Origin of the sequence: Actinophytocola sp. NPDC049390 (genome assembly GCF_044466355.1) — a bacterium.
Classification (GTDB): domain Bacteria; phylum Actinomycetota; class Actinomycetes; order Mycobacteriales; family Pseudonocardiaceae; genus Actinophytocola.
Genome location: NZ_JBITMQ010000019.1, coordinates 84,164 through 110,772 on the forward strand (window position 1 = coordinate 84,164; position 26,609 = coordinate 110,772).

Annotated in this window: 26 protein-coding genes; 12 read left to right on the plus strand and 14 right to left on the minus strand. The window is 71.7% G+C overall.

Annotated features, from left to right (window positions below):
* Positions 1–163: 163 nt before the first annotated feature.
* Positions 164–1,582, plus strand: a complete 1,419-nt coding sequence (locus ACIBVP_RS39495) for an erythromycin esterase family protein (protein ID WP_396111647.1) — start codon at positions 164–166, stop codon at positions 1,580–1,582.
* 72 nt (positions 1,583–1,654) lie between these two features.
* Here the strand turns inward: ACIBVP_RS39495 and ACIBVP_RS39500 are convergent, their stop codons facing one another.
* The 9 genes from ACIBVP_RS39500 to ACIBVP_RS39540 all read right to left on the minus strand — a co-directional run bounded on the left by ACIBVP_RS39500 (position 1,655) and on the right by ACIBVP_RS39540 (position 10,668).
* Complete coding sequence (locus ACIBVP_RS39500) at positions 1,655–2,521, minus strand: TIGR03560 family F420-dependent LLM class oxidoreductase (RefSeq protein WP_396111649.1); 867 nt, start codon at positions 2,519–2,521, stop codon at positions 1,655–1,657.
* 15 nt (positions 2,522–2,536) lie between these two features.
* Positions 2,537–3,181, minus strand: a complete 645-nt coding sequence (locus ACIBVP_RS39505; RefSeq protein ID WP_396111650.1) for an NAD(P)-dependent oxidoreductase — start codon at positions 3,179–3,181, stop codon at positions 2,537–2,539.
* Positions 3,178–3,891 (minus strand): hypothetical protein, encoded by a 714-nt coding sequence (locus ACIBVP_RS39510; protein WP_396111651.1) that lies wholly within the window; start codon positions 3,889–3,891, stop codon positions 3,178–3,180. The genes ACIBVP_RS39505 and ACIBVP_RS39510 overlap by 4 nt, the downstream gene beginning before the upstream one ends.
* A 138-nt stretch (positions 3,892–4,029) precedes the next feature.
* Positions 4,030–5,697, minus strand: coding sequence for an MDR family MFS transporter (locus tag ACIBVP_RS39515; protein WP_396111652.1), 1,668 nt, complete (start codon positions 5,695–5,697; stop codon positions 4,030–4,032).
* 18 nt (positions 5,698–5,715) lie between these two features.
* Positions 5,716–6,153, minus strand: coding sequence for a hypothetical protein (locus ACIBVP_RS39520; RefSeq protein ID WP_396111654.1), 438 nt, complete (start codon positions 6,151–6,153; stop codon positions 5,716–5,718).
* 15 nt (positions 6,154–6,168) lie between these two features.
* Positions 6,169–6,840 (minus strand): response regulator, encoded by a 672-nt coding sequence (locus tag ACIBVP_RS39525; protein WP_396111655.1) that lies wholly within the window; start codon positions 6,838–6,840, stop codon positions 6,169–6,171.
* Positions 6,841–6,847: 7 nt separating this feature from the next.
* Complete coding sequence (locus tag ACIBVP_RS39530; RefSeq protein ID WP_396111656.1) at positions 6,848–7,543, minus strand: sensor histidine kinase; 696 nt, start codon at positions 7,541–7,543, stop codon at positions 6,848–6,850.
* 163 nt (positions 7,544–7,706) lie between these two features.
* The gene (locus tag ACIBVP_RS39535) at positions 7,707–8,594 is read right to left on the minus strand and encodes a hypothetical protein (protein WP_396111657.1); all 888 of its coding nucleotides are present in this window, start codon (positions 8,592–8,594) and stop codon (positions 7,707–7,709) included.
* A 115-nt stretch (positions 8,595–8,709) separates the two neighbouring features.
* Positions 8,710–10,668 (minus strand): BTAD domain-containing putative transcriptional regulator, encoded by a 1,959-nt coding sequence (locus ACIBVP_RS39540; protein WP_396111658.1) that lies wholly within the window; start codon positions 10,666–10,668, stop codon positions 8,710–8,712.
* A gap of 544 nt (positions 10,669–11,212) precedes the next feature.
* Between ACIBVP_RS39540 and ACIBVP_RS39545 the strand changes: the two genes are divergently transcribed.
* Together ACIBVP_RS39545 and ACIBVP_RS39550 are read left to right on the plus strand one after the other, a co-directional pair.
* Positions 11,213–12,220, plus strand: coding sequence for a PfkB family carbohydrate kinase (locus ACIBVP_RS39545; RefSeq protein WP_396111659.1), 1,008 nt, complete (start codon positions 11,213–11,215; stop codon positions 12,218–12,220).
* Entirely contained in the window at positions 12,217–12,375 is a 159-nt protein-coding gene (locus tag ACIBVP_RS39550; RefSeq protein WP_396111660.1) for a hypothetical protein, read from the plus strand. Before ACIBVP_RS39545 ends, ACIBVP_RS39550 begins: the two co-directional genes overlap by 4 nt.
* 12 nt (positions 12,376–12,387) lie before the next feature.
* Here the strand turns inward: ACIBVP_RS39550 and ACIBVP_RS39555 are convergent, their stop codons facing one another.
* Positions 12,388–13,593 carry an FAD-dependent oxidoreductase gene (locus ACIBVP_RS39555; RefSeq protein WP_396111661.1) on the minus strand — a complete coding sequence of 402 codons (1,206 nt, stop codon included), beginning with the start codon at positions 13,591–13,593 and terminating at the stop codon, positions 12,388–12,390.
* A gap of 52 nt (positions 13,594–13,645) precedes the next feature.
* Between ACIBVP_RS39555 and ACIBVP_RS39560 the strand changes: the two genes are divergently transcribed.
* A complete protein-coding gene (locus tag ACIBVP_RS39560) occupies positions 13,646–14,248 on the plus strand; it encodes a PadR family transcriptional regulator (protein ID WP_396111662.1) in 603 nt (200 codons plus the stop codon).
* 5 nt (positions 14,249–14,253) lie between these two features.
* Here the strand turns inward: ACIBVP_RS39560 and ACIBVP_RS39565 are convergent, their stop codons facing one another.
* A complete protein-coding gene (locus tag ACIBVP_RS39565; RefSeq protein WP_396111664.1) occupies positions 14,254–14,916 on the minus strand; it encodes a DUF5134 domain-containing protein in 663 nt (220 codons plus the stop codon).
* A 200-nt stretch (positions 14,917–15,116) separates the two neighbouring features.
* Between ACIBVP_RS39565 and ACIBVP_RS39570 the strand changes: the two genes are divergently transcribed.
* From ACIBVP_RS39570 to ACIBVP_RS39580, 3 genes are read left to right on the plus strand one after another with little or no spacing between them, the layout of a single operon-like run.
* Complete coding sequence (locus tag ACIBVP_RS39570) at positions 15,117–16,478, plus strand: hypothetical protein (protein ID WP_396111665.1); 1,362 nt, start codon at positions 15,117–15,119, stop codon at positions 16,476–16,478.
* Positions 16,475–17,461, plus strand: a complete 987-nt coding sequence (locus tag ACIBVP_RS39575; protein WP_396111666.1) for a transporter substrate-binding domain-containing protein — start codon at positions 16,475–16,477, stop codon at positions 17,459–17,461. The genes ACIBVP_RS39570 and ACIBVP_RS39575 overlap by 4 nt, the downstream gene beginning before the upstream one ends.
* A 10-nt stretch (positions 17,462–17,471) precedes the next feature.
* Positions 17,472–20,477: a tetratricopeptide repeat protein gene (locus ACIBVP_RS39580; RefSeq protein ID WP_396111667.1), complete on the plus strand. Its 3,006-nt coding sequence runs from the start codon at positions 17,472–17,474 to the stop codon at positions 20,475–20,477.
* On the opposite strand, the gene ACIBVP_RS39585 is transcribed toward ACIBVP_RS39580, so the two are convergent.
* Both ACIBVP_RS39585 and ACIBVP_RS39590 read right to left on the minus strand, forming a co-directional pair.
* Positions 20,470–21,681, minus strand: coding sequence for a metallophosphoesterase (locus ACIBVP_RS39585; RefSeq protein WP_396111758.1), 1,212 nt, complete (start codon positions 21,679–21,681; stop codon positions 20,470–20,472). The two genes, ACIBVP_RS39580 and ACIBVP_RS39585, sit on opposite strands and share 8 nt — an antisense overlap.
* Before the next feature lie 24 nt (positions 21,682–21,705).
* A complete protein-coding gene (locus ACIBVP_RS39590; RefSeq protein WP_396111668.1) occupies positions 21,706–22,260 on the minus strand; it encodes a PaaI family thioesterase in 555 nt (184 codons plus the stop codon).
* A 330-nt stretch (positions 22,261–22,590) separates the two neighbouring features.
* Here ACIBVP_RS39590 and ACIBVP_RS39595 point away from each other — a divergent pair, with 330 nt between their 5' ends.
* The 5 genes from ACIBVP_RS39595 to ACIBVP_RS39615 are packed head-to-tail and all read left to right on the plus strand — an operon-like array spanning position 22,591 to position 25,763.
* On the plus strand, positions 22,591–23,061 hold the full coding sequence (locus ACIBVP_RS39595; protein ID WP_396111669.1) for a hypothetical protein: 471 nt from the start codon (positions 22,591–22,593) through the stop codon (positions 23,059–23,061).
* Positions 23,061–24,245, plus strand: a complete 1,185-nt coding sequence (locus tag ACIBVP_RS39600; RefSeq protein WP_396111670.1) for a WXG100 family type VII secretion target — start codon at positions 23,061–23,063, stop codon at positions 24,243–24,245. Before ACIBVP_RS39595 ends, ACIBVP_RS39600 begins: the two co-directional genes overlap by 1 nt.
* Entirely contained in the window at positions 24,242–24,520 is a 279-nt protein-coding gene (locus ACIBVP_RS39605) for a hypothetical protein (protein ID WP_396111671.1), read from the plus strand. The genes ACIBVP_RS39600 and ACIBVP_RS39605 overlap by 4 nt, the downstream gene beginning before the upstream one ends.
* The gene (locus tag ACIBVP_RS39610) at positions 24,514–25,203 is read left to right on the plus strand and encodes a hypothetical protein (RefSeq protein WP_396111672.1); all 690 of its coding nucleotides are present in this window, start codon (positions 24,514–24,516) and stop codon (positions 25,201–25,203) included. Before ACIBVP_RS39605 ends, ACIBVP_RS39610 begins: the two co-directional genes overlap by 7 nt.
* Positions 25,200–25,763 carry a hypothetical protein gene (locus tag ACIBVP_RS39615; protein ID WP_396111673.1) on the plus strand — a complete coding sequence of 188 codons (564 nt, stop codon included), beginning with the start codon at positions 25,200–25,202 and terminating at the stop codon, positions 25,761–25,763. Before ACIBVP_RS39610 ends, ACIBVP_RS39615 begins: the two co-directional genes overlap by 4 nt.
* Here the strand turns inward: ACIBVP_RS39615 and ACIBVP_RS39620 are convergent.
* A complete protein-coding gene (locus tag ACIBVP_RS39620; RefSeq protein WP_396111674.1) occupies positions 25,736–26,596 on the minus strand; it encodes a helix-turn-helix transcriptional regulator in 861 nt (286 codons plus the stop codon). The genes ACIBVP_RS39615 and ACIBVP_RS39620 overlap by 28 nt on opposite strands.
* Between the last annotated feature and the right edge of the window lie 13 nt (positions 26,597–26,609).

Genomic DNA, 26,609 nt, shown 5'->3' on the forward strand with positions numbered 1-26,609 from the left:
AAGTTACGGATGGTGAGGATTGGGCGTGGACTCGAACACCAGTAGCCCATTGGTCAAGGTAGCGCCGTGATTCGTCTGTGTACTCAGCCGTTCACCACCCGTGTCGGGGAGCATGGTGGTGCCGCTTTTTGAGAAAGTCGACGAATGGGGTTCCTTGATGAACATGCCCGAACCGACAACGGGTGATCCGCGACCTCAGCTGACTCGGCGCCGGTTCGTCGGAGCCGCCGCGGCGGCGGTGGGGGCCGTGGCGACCGGCACCGGGCTGGTCGGGGGCCAGCCCGCGCAGGCCGCGACGTCCAGGGAGGTGGTCTCGTGGATCAACCGGCACGCCGCACCGCTGCGCACCCTCGACGCACAGGGACCGCTCTACGATCTCTACCCGCTGTGGCGGATCGTCGGCGACGCACGGCTCGTCGGGGTCGGCTACGACGCGCACGGCACCCACAACATCACCACGCTGCACCACCGGGTGATCCGGTTCCTGGTGGAGCACATGGGTTTCCGCACGGTCGCGTGGGAGGAGAGCTGGGGCGCGGGGGTGCTCATCGACGAGTACGTGCGCGACGGCGGCGGCGACCCGCAGGCAGCGCGTGACGTCGTCGCGACGGCGTTCCCCATCGTGCGGCACGAGGCGTTCGTCGACATCGTGCGCTGGATGAGCGAGTTCAACGTCGGCAGGCGGGAGTCGGACAAGGTCCGGTTCCTCGGCAACGACTCCCTGGAGGTCCGCCAGTTCCAGTACGACGCGGTGATCCAGTACGTCACCGACGTCGCCCCGGACCGCCTCGGGGAGCTGCACGAGCACCTCGACCCGCTCGCGATGCACGGCGACCCGCAGGAAACCATCATGTGGTACGTCGACCCGAACAAGACCGAGGAATGGCGCGACGAGATGGTCGCGCACGCGAAGGCCATGTTCGCGCTCGTCGAGGGACTGCCGGACGCGCCGTCGGCCGTCGCCTACCTGGACGCGGTGTCGCACGCGCAGAACATCCTCGGGTTCTTCGACTTCCTCTCCTGGAAGGGCACACTCGGGGACACCCGCGAGTACTACATCTCGGAGCAGACCAACCGGTGGCTCCGGCGGGTCCCGCACCGGGTGGTCTACCTCGCGCACAACGGCCACATCGCGGCGAACCCGACGATGGTGATCTCGATCCCGCCCTTCGACATGAACCGCTCCAGGGTGCTGTCGGCGCACTACTTCCGCCGCGACTACGGCGACCGGTACGTCGCGATCGGCAGCTGCTTCGGCCAGGGGCAGGTGTTCGTCGGCTGGCAGAGCCCGTCCGGGCCCGCGATCACCGACATCCCGGCGCCGGACCCGTCGTTCGTGGACCACACGCTCGGCCAGGCCAGGGTGTCGAACTTCCTGCTCGACCTGAACGCCTGCGGTCCGCAGTCCCCCGAGGTGCGGGAATGGCTCAACGGGCCGACCAAGATCCGGCTCATCGCCTCACCGTACGACCCGGCGAAGGACACCGAGTACAAGCAGCTGGTCGACCCGTGGCGGGACGTGGCGTTCGACGCCATCCTCTACGTGGACCGGATCGAGACGGCCCGCATGTTCGGGCTGTAGCCGCGGAAGCACACGGGACGGCGCCGGTACCGCGAGGGGGTACCGGCGCCGTCCCGTGTGGTGTCCAGGTCGTCAGATGTCCGCGACGGCCGGGATGAGCTTGGCGAGTGCGTCGAGGGACTCGAGCGTCCACGAGTGGAACAGGACCACGTGCTCGGTGCCGTAGCCGGCCAGGACCCCGCAGCGTTCCGCGAACGCCTCGGGGCTCTCACCGTCGATGAACACCGTGCTGACGGTCTTGTCGATGTCGGAGAAGGAACGGCCGACGTCCGCGCAGTGCTCCTCGAGCACGGCCAGCTTCCGGCGGATCGTGGCGCCCTTGTCCGGCATGTCGCCCAGGTTGCACGCGTCGGCGTACTGGGCGACCAGGCGCAGCGTCTTGCGTTCGCCGCTCCCGCCGATCAGCACCGGCGGGTGTGGCCGCTGCAGCGAGTTGGGGCTGTTGAGCGGCTTGCCGAGCCGGTAGTGCGTGCCCTCGTACGGCGTGGTGTCGCCCGCCCACATCCGGAAGGCGATCTCCAGCGCCTCGGTGAGGCGCTCGAAGCGTTCCGCGGTCGGCGGGAAGTCCAGGCCCATGTCCCTGGCCTCCCCCTCGCTGTAGCCCGCGCCGATCCCGAACCACGCCCGGCCGCCGGACAGCACGTCCAGGGTCGTGGCGGCCTTCACCACGACCGACGGCGACCGGTACGACACCGGGGTCACCATCGCGCCGAGCCGGATCCGCTCGGTGCGTGCGGCGATGAACCCCAGCGTCGTGTACGTCTCCAGCATCTCGGCGTCCGGGCTCTTCCTCGGGTCTGCCTGGACGAGGTGGTCCGGCAGCCAGAGCGTGTGCACCCCGGCCGCGTCCGCGGCCCCGGCCAGGGCGGCGAGGTGCGCGCCCATCGCGGCAGGCCCGCCCGGCCAGGTGAAGTCGCTGACGCTGATACTGACCCGCATCCCTTTCGTTCCTTCCTATTTGGACACCCAGACGATCTTCCGGTGGGTGTCCTCGTCCGCGAGGCGCGTGACGATGAAGTCGGCGAGGTCGGCCCGGGAGATCGTCGAGGAGTCCTTCATGGGTTCCTCGGCGTCCACGCGGTACTCGCCGGTGTGCTCACCGTCGGACAGCCGGGGCGGGCGGACCACCGTCCAGTCCACGTCGGCCTCGGCCAGCACCCGCTCCATCTCCAGCATGTCCTTGTACTGGTGCTTGAACATCCGCGCCACCACGAGCGCCATCACCAGCCGCTGACCGATGTTGACGTTCGGGTTGGGCTCGACGCCGTCCGCGGACAGCGCGATGATCCGGCGCGGGCCGCTCTCACCCATGGCCCGCACCATGTTCGCCACCCCGGCGGAGTACACGGTAGTGGGTTGCTTGCGGTCGGCGACCCCGAGCACCGAGATGATGGCGTCGCTGCCCGCGGTGGCCGTCGCGACCGACTCCGCGTCGAGCACGTCGCCGGGCACCACGGTGAGCCCGTCGCGTTCACCGAGGGCGGCTTCCGCGGCCTGCGGGTTCCTGGCCACCGCGGTGACCTTGTGGCCCGCTGCGAGTGCCTGGTCGACGACCTGCTTGCCGGTGCCGCCGGTCGCGCCGAACACGGTCACCCTCATGACGTTTCCTCCTTGTCGGCCGCCTTGGCGGAGCCGTCGGTGAGCTGGCGGGGACGGGAGCCGCGGGCCAGCGTCACGCCGGCCGCGCCGCTCACGAGCAGCGACAGCAGGTGCCCGATGGGCAGCGCCACCATCGTCTGCTTCTTGAGCAGGGTCAGCGGCCCGAGGATGCCGAGCGGCGAGGCGACCAGCGAGGCGATCGCCACCGGCTTGGGCAGCTCCCCGGAACGCAGGCCCGCGATCCCCAGCGCCCCGGTCAGCAGGCCGAAACCGACGCCGTGCAGGTGGCCGCCGAGGTGGTAGGACACCTCGCGCAGGTCCTTCGTGGTCTGCAGGTGGTTGTCCTTGCTGGTCAGCAGCAGCGTCGAGGACGCGGACAGCATCTGCGTCGCGACCGCGAACCCGCCGCCGGTCAGCGCGGCGGCACGCAGCGCACCGGAGCCCTTGCCCGCCCGCTTCGCCAGGCCCGCGACCGTGCCGGTGAACCGGGCCAGCCCGGAGACGGACACGGCGTGCCCCAGCACGGAGAGCCGGGCCGCCGTGGTGGACTCGGTGAAGTACTTCTGGACCTCCTCCGGCGGGGTGCCGGGGCGCGGGTACTCCGACTTCTCGGTGGCCTTCGTCGCCGCGATGCCGCCGAAGAACCCGAGCCCGGCGAGCAGGCCACCGAGCGCGCCGCGTGCGCGGGTGTGGACCTGGGTGGACGTCATGATCAGCTCCTCATGGGTGGCTGTTGTGCAGCCGAGTGTCCTCGTGGTGGCGGGGAAAGAGCGGGAAAGCCCGTCCCCCGCGAGGTGTTCACGACCGGCGGTGGAGCGGGCACCGAGCACGCCCCACCGCCGGTCGCGTCAGGCGGGTTCGACCTTCGCGACCATCGCCGTCGGGGCGGCCTGCGCGTCGGCCGGCGCGCCTGCCGGTGCCTCGTCGGCGGGTGCGCCGCCGTGGCCACCGTGCCCGTGCCCGTGGCCGCCGTCGCGCAGCTTGGTGTTGGGCAGGAACCAGCACAGGACGAACGCCAGCAGCATCAGCGGCACGGCCACCAGGAACACGTTCTGCATGGCGTCGGCGAACATCCGCACGACCTGGGCGTGCGCCTCCGGCGCCGTCTCCGCCAGCGACCGGATCGCCGCCGGGTCCTCGTAGACCACGGCGGAGCCGTCCGGCAGCTGCGCCAGCACCTCGGGGTCGAGCCGGGCCGACCCGGACACCAGCTGGGCCGCCAGGATCGCACCGAACGCGGCGGTGCCGATGGCCGAGCCGATGACCCGGAAGTAGTTGGCCTGCGCGGTGATCGTGCCGATGTCCCGGCCGCTGACGCTGTTCTGCACACTGACGATCAGCTTCGAGATCACCATGCCCATGCCGATGCCCATCACCGCCAGGTAGCACCACAGCTGCCAGGCCGGGGTGTTCTCGTCCAGCAGCGAGAACAGGTACAGCCCGACCGTCATGATGCCGACGCCGCCGATGACGATGACCTTCATCCGGCCGAGCACCACCGCGATGAGCCACCCGCTCGCCCCGGACCCGATCATCACCGCCACCATCAGCGGCACGATGTTGAGCCCGGCGGTCGTGGGATCGTTGCCCCGCACCACCTGCAGGTAGATCGGGACGAAGAAGTACGCGCCGATGGTGGCGAGGCCGATGACGAACGTGATCACCAGCGCCAGGCTGATCTCCGGCTTGCGGAACAGGGACAGCGGGATGATCGGTTCCTTGGCCCGCCGTTCCCACAGGATCAGCGCCACGACGAGCAGCGCGGTGCCCGCCATCAGGCCGATCATCGGCGCGGAGCCCCACTCGTAGGTGCTGCCGCCCCAGATCGTGATCAGGACGAGGGCGGACACCGACGCCACCAGCAGCATCGCGCCGAGGTAGTCCACCGACGCCTCACGCCGGGTGGCGGGCAGCTTCAGCAGGGCGCCGAGCGCGATGACGGCCGCGATGCCGATCGGCACGTTGATCAGGAAGCACCAGCGCCACGACAGGTACTCGGTCAGCGCGCCACCGGCCAGCGGGCCCAGCAGCGACGCGAGCGCGTACATCGCGCCGACCAGCCCCTGGACGCGACCGAGCTGGCGCGGCGGGACGACCGTGGCGGCGATGGTGAACGCGATGACCACCAGCCCGCCCGCGCCGATGCCCTGCACCGCGCGGAAGATGACCAGCTGGGTCATGTCCTGCGCGATCCCGACGAGCAGCGAGCCGACGGTGAAGATGCCGATGGCCGCCATGTAGACCCGTTTCGGGCCGTACAGGTCGGCGAGCTTGCCGTACAACGCCATCGACGCGGTCGACGCGAGCAGGTAGGACGTGACGACCAGCGAGAAGCTGTCCAGCTGCCCGAAGTCGCCCACCATCGTGGGCAGCGCGGTGCCGACCAGCGTCTGGTCGAGGGCGGACAACAGCTGCCCGGTCAGCAACACCGTCAGCACGGTGCGGAACTGCAGCGGGGACAGGCCCGAGGACGGCCCTGCCTCCTGCCCGGTCCCGGCTGAGGTCTGTTCGGACATCGATACTCCTTTGTGGATTCAGCCGACCCGGGTGAGCTGGAAGTCGCCGTAGTAGTACCAACCCGGCGCCGCCCACGGGACGCGCTCGCGGCCGGAGAAGGTGGACACGGCTTCGCCAGAGCAGGTCGCGGCGGTCGTGTTGTAGTAGTGCCAGTAATCGAGTTCCGTCACGCCGTACCAGTCGAGGGTGCCGGAGTTGATCGCGGTGTACTCGTCACGCGGCGCATAGGTCTCGCCGCCGTTCGTGGTCTGGACCGTCAGGCCGTTGGGGCCACCGAGATCGACCACGACCCGGAGCTTGGACGTCGAGTCGAACTGCTCGTAGTACACGGAGCCCGTGAAGGTGCCGACCCACTGGTCGGCGGTCGTGCCGCAGGTCGTCTCCGCGGCGGCTTGCGGAGCGGCGCACAGTGCGGCGGTCACGGCGGCGGCGACGGCAATTTGCTTGGCTCGCATGGCAATCCTCTGTGGTCAGTGGCCGAGTCCGGCGCGGCGCGCCTGGACGGCCGCCTCGGTCCGGTCGGCGATCTGGAGCTTCGCGAAGATCCGCGACAGGTAGTTGCGCACCGTCTTGATGGACAGCCCGAGCCTGCGGGCGATCGTGGCGTTGCCGAGGCCGTCGGCCACCAGTTCGAGCACGGCCCGCTCGCGGTCGGTCAGCTCCGGGAACGGCTTGCTCAGCTCACGCGGCTTGTTCAGGTAGTCCAGCGCCCACGACGCGACCTCGGCGCCGAAGACCACGCCGCCGCGGCGGACGGTGCCGATCGCCTGCTCGATGTCGCCGGTGCTCGCGCCCTTCACGAGGTAGCCGCGGGCACCGGCGCGGACCGCGGACAGGAACGTGTCCCGGTCCTCGAGCATGCTGAGCATGATCACCGAGATCTCCGGGTACCGCGGCGTGATCGTCCTGGTCACCTCGATGCCGCTGGTGCCGGGCATGTTCACGTCCATCAGCACGAGATGCGGGCGCAGCCGGTAGATCTCGGACAGGGTCTCCTTGCCGGTCCGCGCCTCGCCGACCACCTCGACGGAGCTGATCAGCTCGAGCAGCATCCGCAGCCCGGACAGGTACACCGGGTGGTCGTCGGCGATGAGGACGCGGGTGGTCTCCGGTGGCGCGTCGAGTTCGAGGTTCGCGGTCACGGTTGGCCTACCGTTCTGTCGGCGGGTGGGGGGCGTGGCACCCGAGTCCCGGGTCGCGGGCGGGCAGGTGGGCGGTGACCGCGACACCGGCACCGGGTGCGCCGTCGGTGACCTCGCACCACCCGCCGAGCTCGGCCGCCCTGCTGCCCATGGAGGTGAGCCCGATGCCGCGCCGGGAGAGGCCGACGCGGCCGATCCCGTCGTCCACGATGGACAGTTGGAGGACGCCGTCCACGACGCGGACGCCGATCCGGCAGTTGCGTGCCTTGGCGTGCTTGACCACGTTGGTCAGCGCTTCCTTGGCGATCCAGAAGACCGCCACCTGGACGCTGCGGTCGACCTCGCGGTCGAGTTCGTGTTCCGCGCCGAGGTCGGTCGTGATCGCGAGGGTCTCGCCGGTGGCCCTGCTCATCCGCGCCGCCAGCGCGCGCAGTGCGCCCGCGAGGCCGCGGCCCTCCAGCTCGGCCGGGCTCTGGTCGGCCAGCACCCGGCGGAACTCGGTCATGAACGCGGCCGCCTCGTGGCGCAGGTCGCGCAGCATCTCCTGGGCGGCGGACTGGTTCGCGGTGAGCAGTTCGGCGAGGATGTCGGCCCGGAGCATGATCCCGGCCAGACCGGGACCGAGGCCGTCGTGCAGGTTCCGCTGCAGCCGGACCATCTCCTGGTAGTGCGCACACGTACCGGTTGAGCATGCGCTCGTCATGTCGGCATGCGATGTTGTCGCGTGACCTTGTTCCACGGTGACTGCGCGGGGCACGGTGACCTCCGAGACCTCCGACGACTGGTGACTTGGCTTGTCCCGTCATGGTTGGCCGGTGGGCTGGAAGTCATCTCGAAACGGGAGCAGCGCCCATTCGAGTGGGACGTCACTCTCTTGTCGGGCGGCAGCGCAGCACCACCGGCCCGCGCGGTCCCACCGCGATGTCCAGCGACAGCGAGCGGCCCGTGGCCACCGCGGCGTCGCGGGACACCGTGGCGAGCCTGCGGACGGTCTCCAGCGCGAGCGAGTAGCGGTCGCTGCAGCGCACCGGCAGGCGCACCGTGCGGGTGCCGCCGGGCGCGACGACGTGCGCGGTCGGTTTCCACGCGAGTTTCTCGGAAACGGGCCCGTCGACCGGGACCTCGAAGGTGTCCGCGGGCGAGCTCGTCTCGGTGACGCCCCAGCGGCAGTCGACCAGCACCGGTCTGTGGCGTGCCGGGCTCGCGTGCACCACGGCGGACGCGCCCGCCGGCACGAACGGCTGGAGCAGCAGCACACAGTTGCCGTGTGCGGTCACCAGCCCGCAGCGCCGGGCCGCGACGACACATTCGACGACCGCTTCCGGCAGCGCCTCGAGATGCTGGTTGTACATGGCGAGCCTGGCCGCCGTGCCGGGGTGGACCGGTCGCGGGCTCGCCACCCCCAGCGTCAGCGAACCGGCCTGCGCCGGCTTCCCGGCGAGCATCCCGTGCGCCGCGGGCAGCACCTGGTCGACCACAGAGAACACCGGGACGTCCGGCGCCACCACGATCACCGCGGTCGGCCCGGTCGGCAGCCTGTCGAGCAGGCTCGCGGTCACCGCGACCTCGGCGCCGACGGTGGCGTGCCTGCCCGCCATCCAGCGGCGCAGCGGCAACACCCGCGCGCCGAGCCGTAGCCCCCGCTGTTCGGCCGGGGCACCGGCCAGCACGAAGATGTCCGGGTCACCGTCGGGCCCGGTGACAGCTCTCGGCTCGTTCGGCCACCCCTCGGGGGCCCGCGTCTCGGACTGCACGACGGTTCCTCGTCTCCTGCCGACCCCCTGCTGGTCACGTCAAGCTAGGAAAACGGGCACGAGAACCGGGCAACGATCGGTCGAGAACCGCTCGGGAGGAACCGGACAGACCGGCCTAGCCGGGCGACCGCTGCGCGGTGTTGCGCCACCACGTGGTGGCGATCGCCCCGGCCAGCGCGACCTGCCGCAACAACGCGGGCACGTGGTGCCTCGGCTCGCCGACGCCGTCGTCGGTCTCCTCGACCAGGTCGGCGTCGACCAGCTCGTCGAGCACCGTCTCGACCGCCGACACGCTCATGGTGACCCGCTCCGCGAGCTCCGCCGCGGTGAGCGGCTCACCGTGCGCGGCGGCCAGCCTGCGGAACACCCAGCGCTGCTGGGCCGCGAGCGTCTGGTAGGCCTCGGTGAGCCGGTCCTGCACGTCGAAACCGGCGTAGCTCAGCTCGGTCATCCGGTTGCTCTCGTCGGAGATCCTCCCGACCATCCGGGACAGTCGCCATCCCGGCCGGGCCGCGAGCTTCGCGCCGACCGCCCGCAGCGCCAGCGGCAGCCGGTCCGACAGTTCCGCGAGCCGCTCCGCCGCGTCCAGTTCCTGGCTCACCCGCTGCTCGCCGACCGTGTTGGCGAGCAGCCGCACCGACTCCGCGAGCGACAGCACGGGCAGCCGCAGCCGGACCACGCCGGACAACCCCGCCACCGGAACCCGGCTGGCGATCACGACCGCGCTGCCGGAACCCGTCGGGACCAGGTGGCGCAGCGTGCCCGCGTCCGACGCGTTGTCCAGCACCACGAGCAGCCGCCGGTCGGCGGTCCAGCTCCGGAACATCAGCGCCGCCTCGGCCACCGACTGCGGGATGTCCACCTCGTCGGCGCCGATGGCCTTGAGCATGCGGACGAGCACGTGCCTCGTGGGCATCGGGCGCAGGTCGTCACCGGTGAGGTCGACGTACAGCTGCCCGTCCGGGAAGTGGCCGCGCACGGTGCGCGCCGCGTGGGTGATGAACGCGCTCTTGCCGACACCGGGCCTGCCGACCACGTTGACGACCTGCAGCCCCTGGACGTCCGGCCCGGTGAGCAGCCCGACGAACCGGTCCGTCTCCCGCTGCCTGCCGACGAAGTCCGGGACCTCCGGGGGGAGCTGGGCGGGCGTCGAATGTCCGACGTGGAGGGTCAGCGTCGGCGGCGCCTCGCTCGGTTCCGATGTGGACAGTTCGGGCAGGTCGAGCTCGGGGTCGGCCTCGAGCATCAGCTGGTGCAGCCGTTGCAGCTCCTGTGCGGGGTCCAGGCCCAGTTCGTCGACGAGCGCGGCGCGGATGCGCTGGTACACGCCGAGCGCGTCGGCCCGCCTTCCGCTGCGGTACAGCGCGATCATCAGTTTGGCGGAGAAGTCCTCGCGGGTGGGCTCGGCGTTCACCAGGCTGGTGAGCTCGCCGACGATCTCCTGGTGCCTGCCGAGCTGCAGGTCCGCCTCGATGCGCAGGGCCAGCACCGTACGGCGCAGCTCCTCGAGGCGGGTGGCGTGCGAGTACAGCAGCGGTCCGGTCGCCACGTCCTCCAGACAGCCACCGCGCCACAACGCCAGCGCCTCGCGGAAGGTCTCGGACGCGGCCGACGTCCGCTGGGCGAGCAACTCCTGACGACCGCGGCGGACGAGCGTCTCGAACCGGTTGGCGTCGATGTCGCAGAGGTCGGGCAGCTGCAGGATGTAGCCGCCGGGGTGGCTGAGCAGCGTCGGCGCGGGGTCACCGCCTGCCTGCGCGGGCCGGTCGTCGAGCCGCAGCAGCTTGCGCAGCTGGTAGATGTAGGTCTGCACCGTCGTGAGCGCACTCGGCGGCGGGGACTCCTCCCACAGCTCCTCCACGAGCTGGTCGACCCTGGTGACCGAGTTGGCCTGGACCGCGAGCAGGGCCAGCACCTTGCGGAGCTTGGGCGCCGACGGGGTGATGTGCTTGCCACCCCGCGAGAGCGACAGCGGACCGAGCAACGCTATCTTGAGCGTGTGGTCGGTCGCCTGGGCCGGCACCCAGCTCGACGTCGCGGGGGCCGCCGTGTCGACCACGTCGTCCTGCGACATCGATAACAGTGGCTGGGCGGCTGCTGCTCCGGTTTGACGATTCTGCATGGAAACTCCCAGACTGAGCTTTCCCGGTCGGCGAGAACGAACGGCTTTCCGCACGCTTCTTGGGTAAACGAGCTCATCCCCGACGACTCATGGTTACACCGCTCCGGGTCGTCACCGGCGATCGTCAGCGATCTTCGACTCCCCTTCGACCCGCCTGCTAAGTGGTCGGATTCGGAAGTTCTTCGGGGGCTGAGGCGCGTTCGGGGTTGGCTGGCCGCGTGACCCGGTTCGGTGTCTCGAAAGTGCCCTTCGAGACGTTCGATGACCCCATGGCGCCCTTCGAGACATCAGCCACGTCCCGAGGGGCACCTTCGAGACATCGGCGCCGGACCCGCCACGCCGACGTCGCCGCCAACCCCCGAAAGACTTCCGAAACCGACCACTAAGCCGTCCTGTCCAGCGTTCTCAGCTGGTTCTCGAGGCACTCTTGAGTTCGCGCTCGCAGCCTGTGCTGGCGACGCCCATCCGGCGGAGCGGTGGCGGAAGGAGCAGTGCGATGCGCACAGCGGTGACCGGGTCGATCGCGACCGACCACCAGATGGTGTTCCCCGGCCGGTTCACCACCGGCTTCCCGCCGGACCGCCCGGCGGGCACGACTCTGTCGATGGTGGTCGACTCCCTCGACGTCCGGCCGGGCGGCGACGCGGCGAACATCGCGTTCGGCCTCGGCGCGCTCGGGCACCGGCCGGCGCTGGTCGGCGCGGTCGGCACCGACTTCGGCGAGTACCGCGGCTGGCTGGAGCGCCACGGCGTGGACACGAGCTGGCTGCGGGTGTCGCTCACCAGGAGCACCGCACGCACGTTGTCCACAGTGGACGAGCACGGCAACAGTATCGTGTCGCTGTATCCCGGCGCGCTCGCCGAGGCACACGCGATCGAGCTGAGCGCGGTGCCGGGGGTTGACCTCGTCATGATCGCGCCGGGCGACGCACGCGCGATGCTCGCGCACGCCGCCGAGTGCAGGCGGCTCGGGCAACGGGTGGCCGTCGACCCGGCGCCGCTGCACGGCACGCTCACCGGCGACCAGCTCAGGACCCTCGTGGACGGTGCGGACCACGTGTTCACGAACGGCCGGGACGCGGACGTCCTGCTCGACGCGGTGGGCTGGTCCCGCGCCGAACTGCTCGCGCGGATCGGCACGTGGGTGGAGACCCTCGGCGCCGACGGCGTGCGCCTGGAGTCCTCCGGTGCCGCGCCGGTCATGGTCCCCGCCGTGCCGGACCGCGTCGAGGTCGACCGGCAGGGCGTCGCGGACGCGTTCCGTGCCGGCTACCTGGCCGGGCTGGGCTGGCGCCTGCCCAGCCTGCGCGCCGCACAGGTCGGCTGCCTGCTCGCCGCGCTGGCGCTCGAGTCGCGTGGCGCCCAGGAGTACCGGTTCGACCCCGACATGTTCCTCAAGCGCCTCGACGAGGCGTACGGCCCCGACGCGGCCCTGGAGGTCGAGCACAAGCTCGAACCGGCGCGTCCGTCCGATGTGGACACGGCACGGAGGTATCACCGATGACCGGCTCGACGGGAAAGCGGCGGATCTGCCGCGGCTGCCTGATCAACTCGCTCGCCGGGGTGGCGTGGCAGATGTGGGGTGCCCGCCAGGGCTGGCCGAGGCTGACCCGGTGCAGGCGGTGCGCGCCGCCGCGCGCTGACCGGCCGGCGGCCTGAGTCCGTACCGCATCACCTCGCTTTCGTCCGCTGTCCGACGACGTCATCGGTGCTCACCGGCTCGTCCCAGTCGATGCGGTGGCCGTACAGCCACCGCATACCGGACGCGCTCGGCTTGGCTAACCTGAGGATCAGCGGCAGCACGTGCCTCATCACCGGACCGAGCGACTTGCCGTCACCGTTGCGCTTTCCCTGTTTCACGACCCGTTCGACGCGGTCCCGGCGCAGTGCCTCGTAACGCGTGAACGCGGCGGGCACGTCCTCGACGTCCCGCAGGCACTTCCCGAGCGTCACCGCGTCCTCGATCGCCATCGACGCGCCCTGCCCGGAGGCGGGGGAGGTCGCGTGCGCGGCGTCGCCGATGATCACCATGCGGCCGCGGTGCCACGTCGGGACCTTCGGGAAGTCGTAGGTGTTCCAGCCCGCGAAGATCTCCTCCGTAGCGTCGATCAGGTCGAGGGCCGGGCCGTCCTGCCCGCTGAAGAGGCCGTGCAGCGTCTCCCGCCACGGCACCCGAGCCAGCTCCTCGCGGGTCAGCTCGCGTGGCTGGCGCGGGTTCGCGAACCACCACACGTCTCCGGACGGGTGGACCACGTACGCGTAGAAGCAGTTCCGCCCGAACACCATGTGCATCCGGCCCGGTTCCGCGTCCAGGTCGAGGCCGCGTGCGTAGCCGCCCGCGTTGAGCAGCGGCACGTACCGGGGCGGTGGCGCCGCCGGGTCGATGATCGTCCTGGTCGTCGAGCGCAGGCCGTCGGCCCCGACGAGCAGGTCGCCGTGCGCGGTGGTGCCGTCGGAGAACGTGGCCGTGACGCCGTCCGCGGTCGGTGAGACCGACTCGAGGCGCTTGCCGTACTCGATCCGCACGCCCCGGCGCACCGCCTCGTCGCGCAGTGCCGTGTACAGCGCCGCCCTGGAGATGGTCTGCGTGACCGTGCCGTCGGGCAGCGCGTCACCGAAGTCGAACTCCGCGAACGGTCTGCCGCCCATTCCGATGGACATCGACGGGGTGTCGAAGCCGAGGTCGCGCACGAGCGTGTGGAGGTCGAGCACGCGCAGCGCCGCGAGCCCGTTGGTCGCGAGCGTCAGGAAGGCGCCGACGCCGTCCGCCGCCCGGTCGTAGGCCTCGTACACGGTCGCGTCGATGCCCGCCTTGCGCAGTGCCATTGCGGTGACCGGTCCGGCGATGCCGCCGCCGGCGATGAGTGCTACAGTCATGCCATGACTATACATGAAATGACTAAGCAGGCAAGCACGGTACGGTCTGCGGGTGGCGAGGAGTACTCATCGACGGTCGCCGCTCGCGCTCGTGGTGCTGTCGTTGCTGGCGGAGGGGCCGATGCACCCGTACCGCATGCACGAGGTGATCAAGGAGCGCGGCAAGGACCGGGTCGCGAACGTGGCGCAGCGCAACAGCGTCTACCAGACGATCGACCGGTTGCAGCGGGCCGGGCTGATCACCGTGCTGGCGACGACGCGGGACGAGCGCAGGCCGGAGCGCACGGTCTACGCCATCACCCCCGACGGCTGGTTCGCCCTGCGCCAGTGGACCGGCGACATGATCGCGAGCCCCGCGCGGGACTACCCGGAGTTCCCCGCGGCGCTGGCCTCGCTCATGGTGCTCACTCCCGAAGACGCCATCGCCCGCCTGGAACAGCGGTCCGCCGACCTCCGTGCGTCACTGGAGGAGGACAGGAAGGAGATGGCGGCCGTGCCGGACCTGCCCCGCCTGTTCCTGTTGGACGAGGAGTACTCGATCGCGGTCCGGGAGGCCGAGCTGCACTGGGTCGACGGCGTGCTCGACGCGCTGCGCTCCGGCGAGCTGACCTGGTCGGAGGAGTGGATCAGGTCCGTCGCCGAGAAGAACGCCTGACCCGCTCAGGCGAGCATCGCGAGCAACATCACGCCGGTGCCCGCCGCCATCGTGGTCTGGCAGGCGGTCATGGCCGCGGGTGCGGTGATCAGTGCGGGCAGCCCGGCGGGGCCGGCGGGCGACCGCCACCGCACGAGCACGACCGCCGACGCGAGGAAGTAGGCCGCCAGAACCCACCCGACGACAGGCAGCGCCAGCCCCGCCATGTCCGGCCCGAGCCCGCCTGGCAGCCACGGGGTGCCGCTGTGCCCGGCGTGCGGCATCGCCGTGAGCATGTACAGCATCGCGGCGGCGCCGAGGGCGTGGTGCAGGCCGTTGCCGTGCCAGCCGCCGTGCCAGGCGCCGTCCGTTTCCGTGCGCGCGGCGCCCCTGGCCTGCCACCAGGAGCCGGCGAACCACACGGTCAGCACCAGGAACACGGTCTGCCACGCGGCCATCGGGAGCGGTCCGCCCACCGGCGACGACATCGCGGCCATGCCCACGGCCATCAGCACGTGTGCCGTGTCGACGGCGCGGTGGCGGCCGGGATACGTCACGGGCGCCCTGGCCGCCGCGACCAGCCGGGCGACGCAGTAGCCCGCCACCGCGACGAACGCCGCGGTGCCGAGCCAGCCGAGCGAGTCCCGCAGCCAGTCCATGACCCACCTCGGTTCGAGGTTGGCAGACATGGTCCACGCCCTGCCAGCACGCAACCGGGCGACGTTTCGTCACGCACGGTGCTCGTTCACTTGCTGTCACCACACGACGGTCGACGACGTCACCGTTTCGGTGGCCGCGCAGGTCGTCGCTGCACTAAGTTCGTCTGCGAACGAGGTCACAGTTGGGGCGAGGGGGGCATGGACATCGTGAGTGGTCCCGTGGATCACCGATGGTGACCACCACCCCGGTCGGCGAGGAGTCGACGGCGCCGGGCGCCCGGCGGGTGCTCAGCCTGCCAGCGACCGCGGTCCGCAGTGTCCGCAAGTCGGCGGCGAGCACCCCGGGCAGGTTGTTCCTGATCGGCGTTTCCCTCGCGCTTCTCGCCGTGCTGACCGGGGCGTTCGGCGCGATCGAGATCCAGAGGAAACAGAACACGATCGACAACCTGATCGCGCACCGCGAACCGGTGGCCGCCGCGTCGCAGCAGATCTACCGGTCGCTGTCCGACGCCGACGCCACCGCGGCCAGCGCCTTCCTCGCGGGCGGCACCATCCCGGCCGAGCTGCGCGAGCGGTACGACATGGACATCGCGACGGCCGGGGCGAACCTCGCGAAGGCGTCCGCGGACGTCGGCGGGGTGCCGGACGCCGAGGCGCAGGTCAACGTCCTGTCCCAGCAGCTGCCGGTCTACACCGGTCTGGTCGAGACCGCCCGTGCCTACAACCGGCAGGGCTTCCCGGCCGGTGCGGCCTACCTGCGCGAGGCGTCCGGCCTGATGCGCGCGAAGCTCCTGCCTGCCGCGCAGCGCCTGTACGAGATCGACTTCGAACGGCTCGCCGGCGAACAGGACTCGGCGAGCTCGGTCCCGTGGTTCTCGCTCGCGCTGGTGATCGTGCTGCTCGGGGCGCTGATCGTCGCGCAGCGGTACCTGACACGGCGGACGAACCGGCTGCTCAACGTCGGGCTCGTCGTCGCGACCGGCGCGGTGGTCCTCACGCTCGTCTGGGGCACGGCCGCGCTGCTGATCGAGTCGTCGCGGGTGTCGGCGGGCCACGACCATGGCAGCAAACAGGTCGAGGTGATCGTCCAGGCCAGGATCGTGGCGCTCAAGATGCGCGCGAACGAGACGCTGACGCTCGTCGCGCGCGGCGACGGCGGCGAGTACGAGGCCGAGTTCACGAAGCTGGCGGAGGAGATCAGCGGCGATGGCGACCGCAACCTGCTGAACCAGGCGCGGGGGCTGGCCGAGGACCAGGAGACACAGAACCTGATCGACGCCGCGCAGAAGGACGCCGACGACTGGCTCGCCGCGCACCAGCGGGTACGCGAGCTCGACGACGGCGGCTCCTACCAGGAGGCGGTGTCGCTCGCGATCAGCACGGCGGCCGACGACAGCGCGGCCGCCATGTTCACCCAGCTCGACGACAACCTGATGAAGGCGTTGCGCAACGGCAGGGTGCACTTCGCCGAGGAGACCAGCGCGGCGTGCAAGGTGATGACCGGGCTCGCGCCGGGTGTCGCGGTGCTGGCCCTGGTGGCGGCGGCGGGAGTGACAATGGGAATCAGGGACCGACTGCAGGAGTACCGGTGAGGGCTGTACGAGCGAGCCTCGTCTTCGTGGCACTGCTGCTCGCCGTGTCCGCGTGCGCGGGCGACGGGCGGCCGGTCGACCTCGCCAACGTCACGTCCGTGGAACGGCCGACACCGGTCGGCGCCGAGGAGAACCCGCCCGCGTCGTCCGGCACCTCCGCGCCCGCGCCCGACTGCGACCCCAAGGCGAGCTTCCGCCCGGACGGCGCGCTGCCGCCCGCCGGTCAGATGCCGCCACGCACCACGATGAGGGCCATCCAGGATCGGGGCCAGCTGATCGCGGGCGTCGACCAGAACACGTTCCTCTTCGGTTTCCGCAACCCGACGACGAACGCGCTCGAGGGTTTCGACATCGACATCGTCCGCCAGATCGCGAAGGCGATCTTCGGCGACCCGAACAAGGTGCAGTTCAAGGTCGTCACGTCCGCCGGGCGCATCAAGGCGTTGCAGGAGGGCGACGTGGACGTCGTCGTCCGCACGATGACCGCGACCTGCGAACGGTGGAAGGACATCAACTTCTCCGCCATCTACTACACGGCGGGGCAGCGCCTGCTCGTCGACCGCGGGTCGGAGGTCACGAGCCTCGACCAGCTCGGCGGGCAGAAGGTGTGCGCGGCCAAGGGCTCCACGTCCATCAAGACCATCGCCGCCAACCCGGCCAAGCTGATCCCGGTGCAGGTCGACAACTGGTCGGACTGCCTGATCATGCTGCAGCAGGGCCAGGTCGCGGCCGTGTCGACGGACGACACGATCCTCGCGGGCATGGTCGCGCAGGACCCGAACCTGACGATGGCGGGTCCGCGGTTCACCGAGGAGCCCTACGGCATCGGCATCCCGAAGGCGAACGTGGACATGGTGAAGTTCGTCAACGGCGTGCTGGTCAAGACCATCAACGACGGCACGTGGGCGAAGAGCTACGACAAGTGGCTCGGCCAGACAGGCGGGTCCCGTCCCGCGCCGCCGACGCCGGTGTACCGGGACTAGGGGGTTGGTGATGGCGCTGTCGTGTCCCCGTCCCGGCTGCTCCGGCGAGGTCGTGAACGGCAACTGTCAGGAGTGCGGCATCGCGGTCGCCGAGACACCGGAACAGGCCGCGGCCCGCCTACGGCAGGAGGCGGAGGAGCGTGCGGCCCGCCTGCCCCACCGCGGCGGCGAGGCCGGCACCGGCTGGTTCGCGTCTCCGGACACGCTCGACGGCGAGCCGCCACGTGGCCGCGGCGCACACCGCAGGTCCGACGACGCCCCGGCCTCGCCGCCGGGTGGTGCGCGGCCGGGGATGGGGCAGCAGGGCGGTGCCCAGCCGGGGCGCGCGAACGCCGGACCGGCGACGGGTTCTCAGCCCGGGCCAGGCCATGGCCGGGCACCGGGGCCGCACCCGGGTTGGGGGCAGCCGGGACCGGGCCAGGGCGGGCCGCAGCAGGTGCGACCCGCGACCGGTTCCCAGCCCGCGGCCGGGTGGGCGCCGCAGACAGGTACTGGCTCGCAGCCCGGGGTTGGGCAGCCGCAGGGCGGCACCGGGTGGGCCACCGGCCCACGGACACAGACGCCACCCGGTGGGTGGGCCGCGCCCGGGCGACCGGCGACCGGCCCGCAGCCTGCCGGACCGCCGTCGCCGGGCCCGCAGTCCGTCGGGCAGGCTTCCGCCGGGTACGCGCGGCCCGGCACCGGGGCCCGGCCCGCGCCGCAGCCCGGCATGCAGTGGGCGCAGGGCGTTCCCGTCCCCAACGTGGCGCCTCGGCAGCCGGGGGTTCGGCCCGCGACCGCGTTGGCCCCGGACGAGCCGTTGCCCACCAGCGTGCTCGACGAAACACCCGTCACGCACAGCGTCGAGCCGCCGCCCAAGCACCCCGACTCGCCGCAGCCCACGCGGGGGGACAGCCCGATCAGCACCGGGTCCAGTTCGTTCCCCGGCACCGGGCGGCGCACGTCGTCGCGGACGACCGGGCGCGGGCGGCTCGGTGCCGGGCTGGTCGAGGTGCCCGTGGTGCCGGTCAAGGACCCGGCCTCGGCCGTCCTGACCGATCCGGCCGTTTCCGAGAACAAGCGTTTCTGCAGCAACTGCGGCGCCGAGGTCGGCCGCGCCAAGGACGGCCAGCCCGGGGTGACCGAGGGCGAGTGCGCCACCTGCGGCACCTACTTCAACTTCCGGCCACGGCTGTTCCGCGGCGACCTCGTCGCCGGCCAGTACGAGGTGCTCGGCTGCCTCGCCTACGGCGGGCTGGGGTGGATCTACCTCGCCAAGGACCACAACGTCAGCGACCGGTGGGTCGTGCTCAAGGGCATGATCGACACCGGCGACGCCACGTCGATGGCGTCCGCCGTCGCCGAGCGGCGGTTCCTCGCCGAGGTCGAGCACCCGAACGTCGTCCGGATCTACAACTTCGTCCAGCACCCCGACCCGAAGACGGGGAACCTGGTCGGGTACATCGTGATGGAGTACGTCGGCGGGCAGTCCCTGCGGCAGCTCGCCCTCGAACACCACCGCGAGACCGGCAAGGCCGAACCGCTGCCGATCGGGCAGGTCATCGCGTACGGGCTGGAGATCCTGCCCGCCATCGGGTACCTGCACAGCGTCGACATGCTGTACTGCGACCTCAAGCCGGACAACGTGATCCAGTCCGGAGAGCAGCTCAAGCTGATCGACCTCGGTGCGGTGCGGCAGACCGACGACTACGAGTCGCCGCTGTTCTTCACGCTCGGGTACTCGGCGCCGGAGCTGGCCACCGAGGGCGCCTCGGTCGCGAGCGACATCTACACCGTCGGGCGGACGCTCGCGGTCCTGTCCATCGAGTTCGCCGGGTACACGACCCGCCACAAGTACACGCTGCCCGGCCCCGACGAGGAGCCGCTCTTCGCGCTCTTCGGGTCCTACTACCGGGTGCTCAAGCGCGCCACGCACAAGGACCCGCAGCAGCGGTTCGCCTCCGCTGAGGACATGGCCGACCAGCTGACCGGCGTGCTGCGCGAGGTGATGGCGCTCGGCACCGGCAGGCCGCGGCCCAGCATGTCGAACGTGTTCGCCCTCGAGACCCGCACCTTCGGGTCGGGCATGGTCGTCGGGGAGCACGGCACGCTGCCGTCCCCGGACCCGCTCGAGGTCGCCTCGATCATGCCGCTGCCCATGGTCGACACCCACGACCACGCCGCCAGCACCCTCGCCAGCGTCACCGCGAACGAACCCGCCGAGATGCTGGCGGCCCTGCAGTCGGCGCCGCAGGACTCCATCGAGGTGCGGCTGCGGATGGTGCGCGCACGGCTCGAACTCGGCGACCTGCGTGCCGCCCAGGGCGAGCTGGAAGCCGCGCGCCGCCTGGCCACCGACCCCGCCGACTGGCGTCCGGACTGGTACCAGGGCCTCATCGCGATCGCGACCCGCAGGCCGGCGGACGCGGCCGCCTCCTTCGAACGGGTCTACGACGCCGTGCCCGGTGAGATCCCGCCGAAGCTGGCGCTCGCGGTCAGCGCCGAGTACGCGGGCAACTACTTCCAGGCCGCGCGGTACTACGAGCTCGTCTGGCGCACCGACCGCACCTGGGTGAGCGCGGCGTTCGGCCTCGCCCGCGTCTACCTGGCGCAGGGGGCACGAGCCGGTGCGATCGAGGTGCTCGAAGCGGTCCCCGACACCTCCAGCCACCACGTCGCCGCGCAGGTCGCCGCCATCAAGATCAAGACCCGCGGGGGCGATGCGGCACGGTTGACCGAACAGGACCTCCACGACGCGGCCCGCCGCCTGGAACGCCTGTCCCTGGACGCCGAACGCGCGACCACGCTGTCCGCCGAGGTCCTGGAGGCCGCCCACTCGTGGGTCCGCGCCGGTCGCCCCGGCTCGTCGGGCGAGTCCGCGAACCGGGTGGTGCTGGGCTGCAGACTGACCGAACGCGACCTGCGCTTCGGGCTGGAACGCTGCTACCGCTCCCTGGCCCGCCTGGCCGGTGACCAGGAACGACGCTACGAACTCGTCGACAAGGCGAACGCCATCCGCCCGCGCACCCTCACCTAGCCTCAAGCGACAGCACGGTGATGTCCGGTGGTGCGCCGACCCGGATCGGCGGGCCCCAGAAGCCGGCGCCGCGCGTCACGTACAGCTGCGTTCCGTCCACGGTCGACAGGCCGGCGACCGCGCCCTGTTGCAAGCCGACGATGTAGTGGAACGGCCACAACTGGCCGCCGTGCGTGTGCCCCGACAGCTGCAGGGCCACGCCGTGTTTCGCGGCCTCCGACACCTGCACCGGCTGGTGCGCGAGCAGCACCGTCGGCCGGGACGGGTCACGGCCGGCCAGCGCGCGGTCGAAGTCCGGGCCGTCGTCCGCCATGCGGCCGGACAGGTCGTTCACGCCCGCCAGGTCGAACGCGGCGCCGTCACGCCGGATCACCGTGTTCTCGTTGCGCAGCAGGTTCAGGCCGAGCCCTTCGAGCTCACGCAGCCACTCGAACGGCTCCTCGAAGTACTCGTGGTTGCCGGTGACGAAGAACGTGCCCTCGCGGGACGCCAGGTCACGCAACGGTTCCGCGGCCGGGCCCAGCGCGTCGACCGTGCCGTCCGCCAGGTCACCGACGATCGCGACCATGTCCGGCGACGTCTCGTTGATCATCCGGACGAGGCGTTCTGTGTGGGCGCGCCCGGTCAGTGGACCGAGGTGGATGTCGGACACCACCGCGATGCGGAACCCGTTGAACGCCGGGTCCAGGTTCGGCAGCCGCACCGGCACACGCAGCAGGTCAGGCGGGCCCAGCGCGTTCGCCATGCCGACGCCGACGAGGCTGACCGACGCGGCGCCGGCGACGAGGCCCGCGCCCCGGGCGAGGAAGAGCCTGCGGCTGAGGTCGGGCTTGGCGGCGGCGGGAGCGACGGGCTCGTCCGGCACGGCCTCGGCGGGTTCGGCGGGCGGGGTGGGCGCGGTCGCCGTCGCCTCGAGGGGTGTGCGCCGCACCCAGCCGCGCAGCGCGAGCCGTGGCAGTTCCAGCACCGCCAGGATCAGGAACAGGTACACGAGCAGCCCGAACCAGATGTAGCCGGGCCACGCGTAGAACCCCGCCCCGGTGAGGCCCACCGTGCGCGGCAGGATCAGCGTCCCCGCCACGAGGACGGCGAGCAGCACGGTCACGACCGTCAGCACCCGCCGCGCACGGCCGGGTCTGAGCGTGTCCTTGACCAGCCTTTTCCAGATGTACCAGTGCATCAGCGCGACCAGCACGCTGAGCATCACGCCGAACATGGTGGCGGTCCCCTACGGGTTGATGTCGCGGTCGGGATGCACGTCGCGCGGGTCGGCGGTGCCGTGCTCGGTGAAGTGGCTGAAGTCGACGATCACGAACAGCGCCCGCGCGCGCAGCGCAACCGGCCCGTCGGGCGCGTCGAGCCTGCCGTCGGCGCTCGCGTACACCTTGCGGCCCGCGACACCGTCGAGCTTGCCGAGGATGTGCAGGGTGGAGCCCACCGGCACGGGCCGCAGGAAGTCGGTCTCCAGCTTGCCGGTCACCGCGGGCCTGCGCAGCAGCTGCCCGACGGTCGACCCGAGCGCCTCGTCGAACGCGCAGGCCAGCAGCCCGCCGTGGGCCAGGCCGGGCGCGCCCTGGTGGGCCCTGGTGACCTGGAACTGGCCGATGATCGTGCTGTCGGGACCGGCCTCGGTCCGCAGGTGGAGACCGCCCTCGGTCTCGTCGCCGCAGCCGAAGCACTGGGCGTAGTGCGGGCCGAGCTTGGTGCCCGGGGCCGGGGCGTCCGGGTGCGGCGCCGGGTGTTCCACGTCGACCGGCGGCCACTTCGGGGGTACGCGACTCACTCGTTCAGCCTAGTTCGGGTGCCGTGTTGTCCGGATGAGTCGCCCCCGTGACCACGGGTGCAACGCCTGTCCACACCGCACCGTTCACCAGCTGCAATGGACCGGTGGACGACGAGGACGACCTGACGGTGCTCGACCTGGTGGGACCGGAGCTGGAGCGTTGCTCCGCGCTCGCCGAGCGGCTGGCTCGGCTGCTGCTGCCGGAAGGCTTGTTCAGCTGAGCGGCTCTTGTGTCCAGCCGTGCACTCTGTGCTGGAATTGCTGTCCCCGGCCGGTCACGATTGACCAGGCTGGGTGCCCGGGACGGCAGGATCGGGGTGGAGGTAGCCCATGGCGGGCGAACGGATCGACAATCTCACGGACGCCAAGCGGCTGCGGGGTGAGTACCGGGAGGAACTGGTCGCCTACGCCGTGCCGGACACGGCGGCACTCCCGAACGTCCAGCACGGGGTCGCGGGCCTGGGCATGGACGGCATCCACGCCGACTTCGCGACGTTGCGCCAGGCCGAACGCGACCTCGCCGCCCTGCACGACGACCTCGTCGCCCACCTGAGGGACGCCGCCGAGCTGACCGGTCCGCTGGGGGACGGGACCAGCCCGGTCACCCGCGCCATGCGCAAGGCGTTCCGCGACCGCGCCGACCTCGAGGGCGGTGTCCAGACCGCGCTGCTCGACTACCTGGAGGAGCTGGTCGGGGTCCGCATGGCGATCCTGCAGACACTCGCCACCTACGAGGGTGTGGAGAACGAGACGGTCGGTCAGCTGCGGCGGCAGCTCGGCCAGCTGGAGGAGCTGTCCTGATGCACGTCCCCGACGACTACGACCGCGACCGCCGCAACGAGACGTGGCGGGAGGTGCACGGCCTGTCGGAGCGGGCCCGCAAGCGCCGTGCCGCGCTGCGCAGGAAGCGCAGGCGCAACCGCGAGCCCGGCCGGTTCGGCAAGGTCAACTGGGAGGCCTACCAGCACGACCAGCTGTACGACATGATCCACCGCGCGAACGTCGCCGAGATGGCGAACCGCGCCGGGCAGTGGAGCACGCTCGCCGCCAAGATCGAGGCGACGACCGGTGACGTGCAGCGGGTGATGGAGCGCGTGATGGGCGCGTGGCACGGCCAGGCCGCGGTCAGCTCCGCCGAGTCCAGCACGCGGCTGATGCGGTGGGCGGGCAGCGCGAGCCAGACGGCGGGCCGGATCGCGCAGGGCATGTCGTCGTACGCCGAGGCCGTCGACCGCGCGCAGTCACGCATGCCGAAGCCCGGGTTCGCCAGTGCGGAACGCAACTTCCGCGACGGCTACACGGTCGTCGGCACGGGCGGCCCGAGCACCGCCGTCCTGCTGAAGGAACTCCTGACCGACGGCATGGTCAGCCACGAGGAGGCCCGCTCCCGCAAGGCGGAGGCCGTGCAGGTCATGGCGGCCTACGAGGCGCAGTCGAAGGACGTCCACGACACGATGCCGCACTTCTCCGACGCCGCCCCGACGACCAACCAGAGCGTCGAGGACGGGCCGGGCACGCAGTGGGCGGACGACCCGGTCCCCGAGCACACCCCGCCCCAGTCGACCCCCGCGACCCCGCCGTCCGTCTCCGGGCCGGGCAACGCGGCCACGTCGGCGTCGAGCGTCGCCGACCCCGCGCTCGCGGGCGGCCGCGGCACCTCGGGCGGGGTTCCCGGTGCGTTCGGCGGGCCGGGTGGTGGTGTCGGCAGCCTGGGCTCCGGCGGGTCCGACGTCATCCGCAACTCGCCGGGCTTCGGCGCCGGTGGGCTCGCCGGTGCCGGTCCGGTGCCCGGCCGTGGGGCGGCGGGCGCGGGCGGGCTCCTCGGCGGCGCGCGTGGCGCGGGCGCGGCGGGTGCGTTCGGTGGCATGCCCGTCGGGCACGGTGCGCAGGGCGAGGAGGACAAGGAGCACCGCAACAAGTACGACCAGGGCATGGACTTCTTCGACGACCTGCCGCCCGCCTACCCGCCGGTGTTCGGCGCGTGACCGGGTTCGCGGCGGACCTGCCCGGCATCGCGGCGGCCGAGTCGGCGCTGCGTGCCGTGAGCGACGACCTCGAGGTGTCCTTCACCGCGCCCGGCGACGTGGGCCCGGGCAGGCTCGGGGCGGTCGTCGGCGTGTTGCTGGCCGACGCGGAGGCCGAGGTGACCCGTGCCCGCGCGGCGGTCACGGCGCTGACCGAGTCCGTCACGCAGGTCCGGCGCACCTACGAGGCACTGGACACCGACGCGGCGAGCCGGTTCGATCAGGGCCCGTGGTGACCTACCGGGGGCTTGGTTTCGACCCCACGCCCGGCTCCGTCGACGCGGTGGCGCAGACCATCGCGCAGCTGCGGGCGGCGGCGGACGCGCTGGCGTCGGTGGCACCGGCCGTGCGTACCGCGGCCCGGCACGCCGAGTCGTGGCAGGGCGCCGCCGCCGACGCGTTCCGCACCGGGCTCCCGACCGTGGACACCGCCAGACCACGGGCCGCGATCCCCGTGCTGGAGCGCTGGGCCGAGACGCTCGCCGAGCACAAGCGCCGCACCGAGGACCTCGACGCGCGCGCCCGGCGGGCCCGTCGCGCGCTCGACGACGCCCGCGACGCCCTGCAGGACAAGCAGAACGCGCTCGACCTCGCCGCCACTCCCGCCGCGGCGGCGAGCGCGAGCGTCGAGGTCGCCGCGGCCACCGACCGGGTCGCCGCGGCCGAGTCGGCACTCGAGGACGTGCTGTCGGAGGCACGGGAGCTGGCACGCGCGCACCGGCGGGCAGCCGACGAGGTGGCCACCGACCTCGACCCCGACGCCACCCCGGCACCGGAGACGCCGGCGATCCGCGCGCTCGCGGGTGCGTTGCACCGCACGTCACGGGTGTCGGCGACGCTCGCCGCGCTGGTCACCCCCGGCACGTTCACCGCGCCGCCGGACGGCGCGGTGGCCGCGCTGCTGGGCGAGGTCCGGTGAAGCTGGCCGCGGTGCCGGGGATCACCCCGGTGACGATGGACTCGCTCGACGCGACGGCCGACGCGCTGACCGACCTGCTCGTGTCCGTCCGCGGCCCCGAGTCGGCACACGACCCCGGGGTGGCGCTCGCGGCACGGGACGCGGCAGAGCTGGCGCACGAGAACGGCGCGAGCCTGGTCGCGGTCGTCGAGCACGCGCAGGCGGACCCGGCGATCCTCGTCGGCATGGTCGTCACCACCGACAGCCCGCTCGGTCCCGGCGCGGCCGACGAGCTGGCACAGCACCTGTCCGAGGGGGACGGGCAGGACTTCCGCGAGGTCACGTCGTCGGTGACCGGCCGCGGCTACCCGGTGGTGATCGCGGAACGCATCCTGCTGTCCGGCCCGCCGACGGCCGGTGCGCAGCTACAGGCAGTGGTCGTCGAGCCGGACGGGCGCCGGATGGCGGTGTTCACGCTGCATTCGACGACCGGCCGGGGTTGGCTGGAATTGGCGGCTGTGTTGGGCAGACTGGTGTCTTCGGTGGATTTCGCTCAGTCCGCGAGCAGTGTGTCGCGGTAGTCGCGGGGCGTTTCTCCAACCACTTTCCGGAATGTCCGGGAAAAGTGTGCCGCGTTCGCGAAACCGCATTGCCGGGAGATTTCCCCGATACCCCGTTTCGCGTGTGCGGGGTCGCCGAGCAGTTCTTTCGCGCGGTCGATCCGCAATTGCCGGATGCGCCCGGACACCCCGTCGCCGTCGTCGAACAACTGGTAAAGCCGCCGTCGTGAGATGAACAGCGCCTCCGCGATCCGCTCCGCCGTCAGCGCCGGATCGGACAGGTGCTCCTTGATGTAGGCGACCGCGTCCCGGCGGCGGGTGGCGATGGCGTCCGCCCGGTTCAGCTCGGTCCGCAGGGCGCTGCGCAGCACCAGCTCAGCGAGCCCGGTCAGGTACGGCTTGATCCCGTGCGGGTCAAGGGAATCCGCCACCACGAGCAGGTGCGACACCGCCGCCGCGAACAACGTCTGCAGTGACCGGTCCAGCGGGACGGGCCGGAACATCAGCGGCCGCAGCTCGGCGAAGGTGAGCGACAGCTTTCCGGTCGATACGGTCAACAGCACCGTGCCGCTGCGACCGGCGGGCCGGGCGCGCAGCGCGCATTCCGGGAAGGACAGGCCGACGCCACGCGCGGGCACGTACTTCGGCAGCGACGCACGCATGACCAGTTGTATCTGAGCCGGTTCGCGAGCGGCGGCGGACGGCGAGTCGATGGCCATCCGCGCCGCGCTGGCGCCGGAGGCCCGGACCACGAGATAACCGGCGGCGACCTCGTCGTCGGTCGCGTCCTGCGGCGGGGACGGCGGTGCGGACGGCAACGCCGCGGGCACGCGGAAAGTGGATGGCCCGGACACGGTGGAACACCCT